Raw genomic sequence first — 12,289 nt, 5'->3', positions numbered from 1 at the left:
AGGTGGCGGGGCCACGCGTGGCTGGCCATGTGCGGCCGCCACAACCCGCCATGCCGGCGCTGTGCAAGAATGCGTCGTCACCGTTCCTGACCGGCGCGCGCCGGCTTTCCCGCTTGACTGGCCTCTCCGCTACCGTTCCCATCTCCGTCGTCAACGGCTTCCTGTCCGGCGCGGACCCGGCTGCGATTGCGCGGCTGGCCGAGCGCTCGGGCATCGCCCACGCGCTGCTGCGCGAGCCGGGCGCCCGGGTAACGCAGGAGCAGTTCGCCACGCTCTACCGGCTGCTGGCGATGGAGCTCGATGACGAGATGCCGGGCATCTTCAGCCGGCCGCTGCGCAACGGGGTGCTCAAGTTCCTGGGCCTGAGCCTGCTCGACGCGCCCCGGCTGGAAGTGGCGCTGCACCGGTTCGGCCAGTTCTTCCACCTGATCCTGGACGAATTCCGCCTGACGCTGCGGCGCGAGGCGGGCGCCGGGCACGTGGAACTCGTCGCCAATCCCGACGGCCCCGGCGTAAGCGTGCTGGGCTGCGAGCTGATGCTGAAGCTGGTGCACGGCATGGCGTCGTGGCTGATCCGGCAACGCATCCTGCTGCATGGCGCCGAGTTCTCGTTTCCGCTGCCGCCGCAGAGTAGCGACCACCTGTACCTGTTTCCCGGCCCGGTTCATTTCGACCGCCCCCACACGCGGATCAGCTTCGATGCCGCGTACCTGGACCTGCCCATCCCCCAGCGCAAGCCGGACCTGGAAACCTTCCTGGCGCGGGCGCCCGAGGACTGGATCTTCGTTGCCTTTGCCGAGCAGCTGACCTGCCACCGCGTGCGCCAGCACCTAGCCGACTGCCTGCCCGCGTCGCCGACGATCGATGCGGTGGCGCAGGCGCTGCACCACTCGGTGCGCACGCTGTGCCGTCGCCTGGCGGCCGAAGGCACGACGTTCCAGGCCATCAAGGACGAAGTGCGGCGCGACATCGCCATCCAGCGCCTGACGCGGTCCGAGGACTCCATCGCCGAGATCGCCTACGACGTCGGCTTCGACAATCCCACCGCCTTCCACCGCGCATTCCGCCACTGGACGGGCAGCACGCCCAACGCCTACCGCCGGCCGCTCTGAGCGGCGCCGCCCGCACTGCCATTCCTGGCCATCGACTTGCCGATCCTGCCACGGCAGCCGCCTGACGACCGGCGGCCGGCGCGCATGGCGCAATGCGGCACGATTTGTCAGTGAATGGGCCGATTCGGGTAATCGAATCCGCGCGGCGCGACCTTACGATGCTTTCGTCAATGTCGCAGCGCAGCGGGCCAGTGGGCCGGCGGGCGCTGCATCTCAGGAAACGAGGCACGAGATGAGCTATACCGCACCCACCAAGGACATGATGTTTGTCATCCAGGAACTGGCCGGACTGACAGATATCGCCACGCTGCCCGGTTTCGGGGACGCCACGCCGGAGACGGTGGAAGCCGTACTCGAAGAGGCCGCGCGGTTCCACGGCCAGGTGCTGGCGCCGCTGAACGCGGCCGGCGACCGGGCGCCTAGTCGCTGGGAAGACGGCCAGGTGCGCACGACGGCCGGCTTTCGCGACGCCTTCCGGCAGTTTGGCGAAGGCGGCTGGCAAGGCATCGTCCATCCGACCGAGTTCGGGGGGGGGGCAGGGCCTGCCGAAGCTGGTGGCCACGCCGTGCATCGAAATGATGAACGCGGCGAACATGTCGTTCGGGCTGTGCCCGCTGCTGACCGATGGCGCCATCGAGGCGCTGCTGACGGCCGGCTCCGACACCCTGAAGCAGCGCTACCTGCCGCGCCTGATTGCCGGCGAGTGGACCGGCACGATGAACCTGACCGAGCCGCAGGCCGGCTCGGACCTGTCGCTGGTGCGATCGCGCGCCGTGCCGCAGGCCGATGGCAGCTACAAGGTGTCGGGCACCAAGATCTTCATCACCTACGGCGAGCACGACATGGCCGAGAACATCGTGCATCTGGTGCTGGCCCGCACGCCCGACGCGCCCGAGGGCGTGAAGGGTATCTCGCTGTTCCTGGTGCCGAAGTTCCTGGTCAACGACGACGGCTCGCTGGGCGCGCGCAACGACGTGGAATGCGTGTCGATCGAGCACAAGCTGGGCATCAAGGCCAGCCCCACGGCCGTGCTGCAGTTTGGTGACAACGGCGGCGCCACGGGCTACCTGATCGGCGAGCTGCACCGTGGGCTGGAGTACATGTTCGTGATGATGAACGCCGCGCGCTTTGGCGTGGGCGTGCAGGGCATCGCCATTTCCGACCGGGCGTACCAGCAGGCGGTGGCCTATGCAAAGGACCGCGTGCAGAGCCGGCCGGTGGACGGATCGGCCCAAGAGGCGGTGCCGATCATCCGCCACCCCGACGTGCGCCGCATGCTGACCGAGATGCGCGCGTTGACCGAAGGCGCCCGGGCGCTGGCGCTGGTGGCGGCGGGGTACGCCGATATCGCGCACGGCGCCGCCGATGCGCAGACGCGGGCGTCATACGCGGCGGCCTACGAGTACCTGGTGCCGATCATCAAGGGCTGGAGCACCGAGATGTCGATCGAAGTGACCAGCCTGGGCGTGCAGGTGCACGGCGGCATGGGTTTCATCGAGGAAACCGGCGCCGCGCAGCATTACCGCGATGCCCGGATTCTGCCGATCTACGAAGGCACCACGGCCATCCAGGCCAATGACCTCGTCGGCCGCAAGACCGTGCGCGATGGCGGCGCGGCCGCCCGCGCGCTGCTGGCCCAGATCGACGACACGCTGGCCGCGCTGGCCGAGCGGGGCGCCGACCCGGCCTGCCGCGCGATGTATGGCCGGCTGAGCGCGGCCCACACGGCGCTGGGCAACGCCGTCGATTTCATCGTCGCCACCGCGCGTACCGACCCCAATGCGGTGTTCGGCGTCAGCGTCGCCTACCTGAAGCTGGCCGGCGTCGTGCTGACGGGCTGGCAGATGGCGCGCGCGCTGGTCGTGGCCACGGACCGCCGTGACGAAGACCCCGATTTCTACGGCGCCAAGGTAGCCACGGCTGCGTTCTTCGCCAACCACATCCTGGTGCGCGCGCCGGGGCTGGAGGCGGCCATCACCTGCGCCGCCGGCACGGACGGCTACCTCGCCATCAGCGACGCGCAGTTCTGAACATCCATAGGAGACAGCCGTGGCAATCGACGGTTACAGCATGGCGACGCTCGACGCCTTTGTGGGACTGCGTCCGGAGGATCTGGTCGGCACGGCGCAGCAGATTGGCGCCCAGTGCGCGCAGGACCCGGCGCTGCTGCTCGACCAGCAGACACAACTGGCCCATGACCTGTGGCGCGTGCTGGACGGCACGGCCGACGCCCCGCCGGCGCGCGACCGCCGCTTTGCCGACCCCGAGTGGCACGACAACCCGCTGTTCCGCATGCCGCTGCAGGGCTACCTGGCCTGGCGCAACGCCGCCGCGGGCCTGGTCAGCCGGTCCGTGATGGACGCACGCGGCAAGGAGCGCGCGCAGTACTTCACGTCGCTGCTGTTCGACGCACTGGCGCCCAGCAACGTGCTGCTGGGCAATCCCGCCGCGCTGCGCGAGACGTTCGATTCGTGCGGGCTGAGCCTGCTGGCCGGCATGGCCAATCTGGTGACGGACGCGCTGACCAACCAGGGCATGCCGTCCCAGGTCGACAAGACCGCCTTCCGCGTGGGCCAGGACCTGGCCCGCACGCCGGGCACCGTGGTGTTCCGCAACCCGGTGCTGGAGCTGATCCAGTACACGCCCGTGACGGCCAGGGTGCACGCCCGGCCGCACCTGATCGTGCCGCCCCAGGTGAACAAGTTCTACGTCTTCGACCTGGCGCCGGGCAAGAGCATCGTGGAATACCTGCTGGCGCAGGAGCTGCAGGTGTTTGCCGTGAGCTGGCGCAACCCGACGGCGGCCGAGCGGGACTGGAACCTGGACACCTATGTGGGCGCGCTGGTCGAGGCGATCCACGCCATCCGCGACATCACCGGCTGCAAGGACGTGAACCTGCACGGCACGTGCGCGGGGGCCATGACCATGGCCGCGCTGATGGGCTATTGCGCCAGCAGCGGGCAGGACCTCGTGCACGCCGCCACGCTGATGGTGGCGGTGTTCGGCCTGGACGAGCAATCGCAACTGGGCCTGTTCGCCACGCCCGAGGCCGTGAGCACGGCGCGGCGGCAGAGCCAGGCCCGGGGCGTGCTCGATGGCGAGGAACTGGGCCGCATGTTCGCGTGGATGCGGCCCAATGACCTGGTGTGGAACTACTGGGTCAACAACTACCTGCTCGGCAAGGCGCCGCCCGCGTTCGACGTGCTGTACTGGAACAACGATACGACGCGGCTGCCAGCTGGCCTGCATTGCCAGATGCTCGACATGCTGTCCGACAACCTGCTCGCCACGCCGGGCGGCCTGACCGTGCTGGGGCAGCCCATCGACCTGTCCCGCGTCACGTGCGACACGTACGTGCTGGCCGGCGCGACCGATCACATCACGCCGTGGCAGGGCGTGTTCCGCTCCGCGCAGGCGCTGGGCGGCGACACCGAGTTCGTGCTCTGTTCCAGCGGCCATATCCAGAGCCTGGTCAACCCGCCCGGCAATGCCAGGGTGAAATTCTTCGTGAACGGCGCGGCGTCGGCCGATCCGGAAACCTGGCTGGCCGGCGCCGACGCGCACGACGGCTCCTGGTGGGGCCACTGGAGCGCCTGGCTCCGGCAACGCTCCGGGCGCAAGCGCAAGGCTCCCACGTCGGCCGGCAGTGCTCGCCACGCGCCCTGTGGCGATGCGCCGGGCCGCTACGTGCTGGAAGCCTGACGGCCAGCCGCGACACCCGCTTTCTTCGTTTCTTCAACGCCATCCACCTCAGAGGAGATTCCACGATGGAAACCAGCAACACCGCCAGCACGTCCGCGCCGCACAAGCGGCTGTTCGACTTCGTCAAGCACAACCGGCTGAACCCGGCCGCCATCCTGGAATCGCGCCGCAAGGACGTGGAGGCGCTGGCCAGCGTGAACCTGACGCTGCTGTCGGGCCTGCAATCGCTGGTCCGGCTGCAGGCCGAGTACCTGTGCGGCACGGCGGCCGACCTGCAATCGCTGGGGTCGTCAAAGCAGGGCGACGACGCCAAGGCGGCGCCCGTGCGCGTGACCGAACTGCTGCCGCTGAGCCTGAACAAGGCCGTGGCCGGGCTGCGCGGCATGAGCGACACCGTGTACAAGGCGCAGGCCGACAGCTTCGCCGTGGTCGGCAAGCGGCTGGCCGAGAACGTCGAGGAAGTGAAGAGCGTGCTGCGTCCGCGGCAGTAAGCGCGCCGGCACGGCCCTGGGTGGCCGTGCCGCATCGCCCGTTGGCCCAGGCAGTATTTCCAGGAGGACTTGATGACAGTTTCAGGTGCCAGCGTCGATGCTGGCCACAGGATGCAAATCCAGACGGTAGACCTCGATGGACAGATGCTGCGCGCAGGCATTCGGCCCGGCCACGATGCCGGGCCGCCGCTGTTGATCTTCAATGGAATCGGCGCCAACCTTGAGCTGCTGGCGCCGTTTGTCGACGCGCTGGACGGCGTGGAAGTGATCATTTTCGATGTGCCCGGCGCCGGCGGCTCGCCCGCGCCGCTGCTGCCGTACCGGCTGTCCAACCTGTGCGTGATGGCCGACAAGCTGTTGGCCCGCCTGGGCTATGCCGGCCAGGTGGACGTGCTGGGCGTGTCGTGGGGCGGGGCGCTGGCGCAGGAGTTCGCGCACCTGTATCCCGCGCGCTGCCGCCGGCTGGTGCTGGCGGCGACGTCGCCGGGGGTGCTGATGGTGCCGGGCCGGCTGTCGGTACTGTCGAAGATGATCGGAGCGCGCCGCTACACCGATCCCGACTATCTGCGGCGCGTGGGCGCCGACATCTACGGCGGCGCCTTCCGCACGGATCCATCGTTGCTGGATGAACACGGCCACCACATGCAGCCACCGCGCGGCCGTGGCTACGTCTATCAGCTACTGGCGACCTGGGGATGGAGCAGCCTGCTGTGGCTGGGATCGCTGGTGCAGCCCACGCTGGTGCTGCACGGCAGCGACGACCCCATCGTGCCCGTGGTCAACGCCAGAATCCTGGCGTCCCGCATTCGCGATGCGGCGCTGCATGTCTTCGAGGATGGACACCTGTTCCTGCTGACGCGCGCTGCCGAAGCGGCACCGATGGTGCTGCGCTTCCTGCGCGCCTGACCGCTGGCCTTTCCTGCGTGCGGGAGAGGCCAGCTTTTCCCTTCCTTTTTCCTGTCTCAGCCGGCGTTCCGCTGGCGTTCCATGCGCAGCAGGTCGGCCGCGTAGAACCGGCGCCCGATCACAAAGCACAGCGTCGCGCCCAGCCCCGCCAGCGGCACGATCTGCAGCGCCCCCGCCAGGCCGATGCGATCGGCAATCAGCCCGGTCACGAACGGCCCCGGCGCCAGCCCCAGCAGATTGTTGGCCAGCGTCAGCGTCGCAAAGGCCGTGGCATGGATCGACGGATGGGTCAGGTTGGCCACCACCGCGCTGGCCGGACCGGCGGTGCCACCGACCAGCAACATCCCGGCGAAAATCAGCGCGAGCTGGGCGGTGCCCATCGGCAGATGAAAGGCGATGACCAGCAGCACGCAACTGACGCTGCTGTAGGCGATGGCCATCCACCACTTGCGCGACGGCGCGTGACGGGCCACCCAGTCAGTCAGCGCGCCGCACGCCACCATGCCGGCGCCGGCGGCCAGCACAAAGCCGGCCGCGGCCAGCCCGGCGCGGTCGGTCGCCATGCCGTAGCCGCGCGACAGGAAGCTCGGCATCCAGGAGAGCAGGGCGCCCGTCACCAGCAACTGCAGTGCGCTGCCGACATAGGTACAGAGGATGGAAGGCGCCGAGAAGAGGGCGGCGACCAGCGGCCGCAACGCCAGGCGCCGGGGCGCGGCGGCGTCGCCCTTGTCTTCGCCGATATGGCGCCGCTGCACGGCAAGGCGCGGCTCCGTGACGACGACGCGGAACACCAGCACCAGCGCCAGGCCGAAGATCGCCATGGCGGCAAAGGCCCAGCGCCAGCCGAAATGGGCCGACAGCGTACCGCCCAGCGCCATGCCTAGCACCGACCCGAACGGGCCGCCGGCAATGAACGCCGCGCTGAGGCTGGACCGCAGGCGGCGCGGAAACACCGACAGCGCCATGGCAATGCCCACGCTGCCGTAAGCCGCTTCGCCCACGCCCACGCACAGGCGGGCGATAAACATTTCGCCAAAATTGTTGGCGACGGCGCACCCCAGCGTCGCCAGGCTCCACAGGCCGGCCATCAGCGTGAGACTCTTGACGCGGCCCCAGCGATCGGCCAGCAGGGACAGCGGCACGGTCAGCAGGCCGACCATCAGGGCCACGATGCCACCCAGCGCGCCGAGTTCGGTATCGGTCAGCGCCCATTCCTGCTTCAGCAGCGGAAAAACGGCGTTGAGCACCTGCCGCGACATGTAGTCGGAAAGCAGCAGGCCAAAGCCCAGCGCAAAGACGACCCAGGAGTAATACGGGATGCGGGCGGGTTGCGGCGGCACGGCGGCCAAGGGAGACAAAGCGGAGCGTGGTTCGAGCATGCACACCTCTGAAGGAACACTTTGCGCGCCCGGCTGGGACGCCAGGGCGAAAAGGTTCGTTTCCCGGCGCGCGCCAACGCCGGCCGCGACGGCACCCAAGTATCGGGAATCCACGCTCGGCCGTTTGATCCAGCGGGACATGCATTGTTCTTTCGGGGACAGTGCAGTCAGACGACGAGAAAAGTGATGGGGTAAAATCTGATAAGAATTATCTACTTACGTAGACTTTGTCGCTGCATTCAACACATATTTTCGTCTTTTTTGGGGATGAAATATTCTATCGGTTCTACGCCGAAGATGTAATTGTGTGTCTTTTTCGGGAGCGACCGCAGCCGTTGTCATGCTGCCTATGTCTCCGCTGGCGTGTGAGCGCCGCCTACCCGCCCCTACCTCCCTTGAGCTTGCAGGCAAACGGCGAAAGCCTTGGTTCTGCGCTCTTGTCTCAGAGCTCCTAGTAATCGCCTGCAGTTCATGGAGTTCATTCCGCTCCACTCCACACATTGTCCCCGCAACCGAAAGTATTTTTTTGGGGAAAGTCCTTGGGTTTAAATGCGAATTTTGCGATTTTCTGATAATAAAAAATATTAAAATTATGCGCACTATGCAATCAGTTTCATAGGGTTACTGATACCGTTATCTACTCACAAAATTTTCTACCATATATTCTCCAAGACTCGCCGTTGTGACTCATCATGTATCACGCCGCAGACCAGCACAGATTGAGCCCGGCTGAATTTGTTAGAAATCCAAATCGCGGCCACGCGTCGGTCTATTTTTTTGATTCCCCAAAAAATGATCGTCGCTTTGGCATTTTCGGCGTGGTTGCATTTTCGCATTTATTGCTAGCCGAAGGAAATCCTGAAATACTGTCGTATCTTCCATCCAGGCCACCAAAAGAAAAATCTGAAAAAAAATACAAACAAACAGTTGATGTTTTATATCAGTCTGGCAAGACGGAGTGTTGGCACTTCAATCACTCTAGGAACGGGGAACCCACGCGACACAAGAATAGGATAACCAAGACCGAAGGCGAAATCCGAATGGCGCAATGGCTGCCCCATAATTGGATGTTGCTATGTTCCTATCGAACACGCGTTAGAGGAGCTATAGACCCGAATCCCAGGGCCCTCCCAGGATTAATTAGCGCCAGAAGTAGCTTCACGCTCCAGGAGGTTCTCGCACTAGAAGATTGTGATCCCGCACACTTACTTGCTAGTGTGGCGCGCTACTTGGCAAACGGGAAACTTAAAACCGAACTTCGTACTAGCGCATTTCACCGACGTTCCCTTCTAGAACGGGTTGAATAATGGGCGGGGGCGCGCGGAGATCGTTGATTCAACAATATCACGGTGAGCTTGTCGACTGGCCCCATCCCGATATCACCGTTCTTGACGATGCGACTCGTCGAACGTTTCTGAATCGAAAGCTTGCCGTTGAGTTATATGCTGCCGATATTCCCTACGGTGAGATTCAAGAACAGACAAAATTCTCGCCAAACGAAGTGAGGCGCTTGCTCCGACGATGCGTGGCATCAGCAGGGGAGGGGTGTATTGTAGGATTTTATGCGTTGCTTCCGAGTTTTCGCATTAAGCCTTACTTCAGAACGAAACCCATTATTGCGAAGCATCCATTGGCCGATCAACGCTCTAGTGGTTACGCTGGCGCGCTGGCGCAGTTATTCGAAAAGTTTCCTGATGTCAAGAAAGATTTAATACAAAAATTCTTTCTGCAGCCGGATAAACAAAAGAAGTCAAAAAATAGCCGTTCGCCGCAGTTAGGGCCGCAGCCTTATATTGAAATACATGGCGAGTTTCTTTCTGAATTACGGACAAAAGGGGTTGGAGAGAATGAATGGCCCTTCCTGACGGAAGACAAGGGTAGACGATCCCTTTTGCGCTTCCTTCATTCTTTGAAGAATGAAAGATCAGAGCGTGCGGTAAAAGCCAGAATGGGTGCTGAGGCGACTAACAATCTAGGACATGGTATGGGTCCTAATGCTCTCATATCGCCACTTCTCCCGTTTGCAGTCGTAGAGCTTGATTACACAGTTATTGATATTCCCACTCATGTTAGGGTGATTGATCCCAACGGTACAGGGCATTTGATACCTATATCTCGTTGGTATCTAGGGTTGCTGGTCGAGGTAAAAACAAGCGCAATTTTGGGCGCACATATCTCTCTGGAAGTTAACCCGAGCGCCGATTGTGCGTTGCAGACGATGTTGAGCAGTGTGCCTGTCGTGTTAGACGCACGGAATTCTGGTGACGTTCGCATTGAGGTACGTAGCACCAATATGGATTTTGTTGCACGCGGCCCCACCTTGATATGCTCGTTGATACCGCAGTTGGCAGGGCAAGCATTCAGTTTGCTTAGGGTGGATAACGGTTGGTGCAATATTGCAAATGATTTTGTAAATAACGTTATTGATGTATTTGGTTGTGCCATTGAGTTCGGCCCCCCACGTGCCTGGTGGGGAAGGTCGTTAGTCGAAAGGATCATTGGGGTTTCAAAAGAACGCGGAGAGCATCGCCTGAAGGCCACATACGCGTCGGGCCCCGACGATGTTCGCCGGCCCCCCGATGTCGAACAGCTCGGTTTAAATGACGGAATCGACCTTGATTTTGTGGTCGATATGTTGAATGCCGTTGTCCGTGAACATAATACTATCTCAACCGGTGATCGACTTAATGGTGCAACTGTAATTAATGTTCTGCAAAGATTCGTAGATAAGCATGAGCTTCTATGGGTTCCACAGCCTCTACCAAGATCTATCAATTCAAATGATCGACTCCTTATGCACCGACGAAAGGTGGAGGTTAGGGGAGAATGGGGCGTCCATACGCGTAGGCCGTACATTAATACGGCATACTGCCGATATACAAATCCTCGTATCGCTTCTGATTTTTCTATGATAGGAAGAAAAGTGTTTGTCTACATCAATCGTCTCGATGCGAGAGAGGCATGGGCAAGTGACGCGGAAACTGGCGAGAATTTGGGCAAGCTATACGGTGAGGAAAAATGGGAAAACTGGCGATGTGCATTGCGGGTCAGAGAACTGGTAGGCGCAAAAGCAAAGGGACGGCCCCGAGGCCGGAGCCCCGATATTTATGCTAGATCCGGAAAAGTAGATTATGAGTTTGTAACGAGCGAAAATAGCGGCGAAAATATCGGAAAAAAAACTGCGCTTGCGATAGCGAAAGTAGCTCGGGATAGCTTTACTGGTTCGAAATCAGCATCCCTAAAGCCGGCCGAAGAAGATAACCACAATAATAATGTTGGGAGTGATAACGATCTGCTTCCAAATATAAATCCGCGCGGAATATTCAAGCTGGATTCGGGGAATAAGAAATGATTGCGTGCGATCGTGGAGAAAGAAATGGATGAGGGTCATCTTCGAGCATTAATGCTGCAGCACCCGATTATATCCAAGAAGAGCAGAGCGGAATCACCATTATGGACACTCCCGATATCGAATTTTTATGACAACGCCAGAACTTTATTGTTTCTCAGGCAAAGTTTTTTCATAGAAGAGATCGCTGGCGAGGGAAAAACCATCATGATGAATGTCCTTCGTGAGCGGTTACCAAGAGATCTCAGCGAAATTCACGTACTCTCTTATAGAGGCTTAAATAGGGAAATATTTTCTCATGGTGGATTTGTGAGGGATTTGCTTTATACGGTTAATCATGCTGCTCTTGATGGAAATTCATACGAATTAAGTCGGAGATTGATTAATGACATTGTGGCTTCTGCACTGGAGACTAATTGGAAGCTAATTGTGATGCTGGTTGACGAAGCGCAGGCCCTTCGTCCTATAGATTTCGGTTTTATCAAAGATCTGCATAATGAATTAGAAGAGGTGAGGATTGATTTCGTCGTGATTTGTTGTGGCGAGTCTCCAAAAATTCGTGAATTATTCAGAACCTTATCCAGTGAGCAGCAAATAGGCTGCCTGGATCGGTATTTTAGGCATCGGCTGAGACTCAGCGGATATGGATTGGAAGAGCTGCAAGATCTGCTTGAGGTGATCGACGTGAAAAGATGGCCGACGGATTTTGGACCAACATGGACAGAATTTTGTTTTCCACTCGGATATGCCTCTGGCTTTCGCCTAGCTAATCAAGCCAGTTTATTTTGGCAGGCAATGAAGGAGGTACATCTTATAAGAGACGATAAAATATCAGAACCAAGTCAAAATGGAAAATTGCTTTCGAGGCGTATTTTCGATGCTCTTGGGTTTTTAGCGTTTAAGGGTATGGATAAAGATTGCCCAAACTTCGAGTTTCCAAAGGAAGATTGGCAGAGTGCCGCTAAGTTTGCAGCTAAATCGGCCTGGGATGAAAAACCGGATGCCACGGATAGACCAGACTGCTCTCAAGCTTAGGCATGAAAGACGCTCACTGGTGCGGTGGTGGATTAGATTCGATACCAAATGAGTCTTCATTCGGGTATTTTCATCGGTTGTGTTGGCTGAATGCAGTTGGCATGCAAGCCGCAATGAGGTTACTCGATGCTCCGAATTTTCCCACGCGCACGCAGACTTTTTTCGGCAAGCTGAAACGAATCCGCCATGTCATAGAGCGAGTTAACTTCAATAGTACTAGGTTTCCAGAGGAGCGTTCGCTGGTGGCTGGGGGGGTTTCAAATTTGTTGGGCGCCATTTTTACTAGTCGCCTTAGATTTTGTCCCGTTTGTTTGG

At 60.6% G+C, this 12,289-nt stretch carries 7 protein-coding genes and 1 pseudogene; 7 read left to right on the top strand and 1 reads right to left on the bottom strand.

Features of this window, described 5'->3' with window-relative positions; genetic code table 11:
* The first annotated feature begins 113 nt into the window (after positions 1-113).
* From EPAKOI_RS08065 to phaZ, 5 genes and pseudogenes are all read left to right on the top strand, one after another.
* Entirely contained in the window at positions 114-1,112 is a 999-nt protein-coding gene (locus tag EPAKOI_RS08065) for an AraC family transcriptional regulator (protein ID WP_423193435.1), read from the top strand.
* Positions 1,113-1,344: 232 nt separating this feature from the next.
* Positions 1,345-3,142, top strand: a pseudogene (locus EPAKOI_RS08060) (acyl-CoA dehydrogenase).
* Positions 3,143-3,182: 40 nt separating this feature from the next.
* The gene (locus tag EPAKOI_RS08055; RefSeq protein WP_423193500.1) at positions 3,183-4,814 is read left to right on the top strand and encodes an alpha/beta fold hydrolase; all 1,632 of its coding nucleotides are present in this window, start codon (positions 3,183-3,185) and stop codon (positions 4,812-4,814) included.
* 65 nt (positions 4,815-4,879) lie between these two features.
* Entirely contained in the window at positions 4,880-5,305 is a 426-nt protein-coding gene (locus EPAKOI_RS08050; protein ID WP_313836669.1) for a phasin family protein, read from the top strand.
* Between the two features lie 72 nt (positions 5,306-5,377).
* Positions 5,378-6,211: a poly(3-hydroxyalkanoate) depolymerase gene (phaZ, locus tag EPAKOI_RS08045; protein WP_423193434.1), complete on the top strand. Its 834-nt coding sequence runs from the start codon at positions 5,378-5,380 to the stop codon at positions 6,209-6,211.
* 56 nt (positions 6,212-6,267) lie between these two features.
* On the opposite strand, the gene EPAKOI_RS08040 is transcribed toward phaZ, so the two are convergent.
* Positions 6,268-7,590 (bottom strand): MFS transporter, encoded by a 1,323-nt coding sequence (locus EPAKOI_RS08040; protein ID WP_124684260.1) that lies wholly within the window; start codon positions 7,588-7,590, stop codon positions 6,268-6,270.
* 1,330 nt (positions 7,591-8,920) lie between these two features.
* Here EPAKOI_RS08040 and EPAKOI_RS08035 point away from each other — a divergent pair.
* Together EPAKOI_RS08035 and EPAKOI_RS08030 are read left to right on the top strand one after the other, a co-directional pair.
* A complete protein-coding gene (locus EPAKOI_RS08035; protein ID WP_124684261.1) occupies positions 8,921-10,942 on the top strand; it encodes a hypothetical protein in 2,022 nt (673 codons plus the stop codon).
* Between the two features lie 24 nt (positions 10,943-10,966).
* Complete coding sequence (locus EPAKOI_RS08030; protein WP_124684262.1) at positions 10,967-11,974, top strand: ATP-binding protein; 1,008 nt, start codon at positions 10,967-10,969, stop codon at positions 11,972-11,974.
* The last annotated feature ends 315 nt before the right edge of the window (positions 11,975-12,289 follow it).

The sequence above is a fragment of the Cupriavidus sp. H18C2 genome (assembly GCF_049393795.1).
GTDB lineage: Bacteria > Pseudomonadota > Gammaproteobacteria > Burkholderiales > Burkholderiaceae > Cupriavidus > Cupriavidus pauculus_C.
This window is presented reverse-complemented; position numbering and strand designations above follow the sequence as displayed.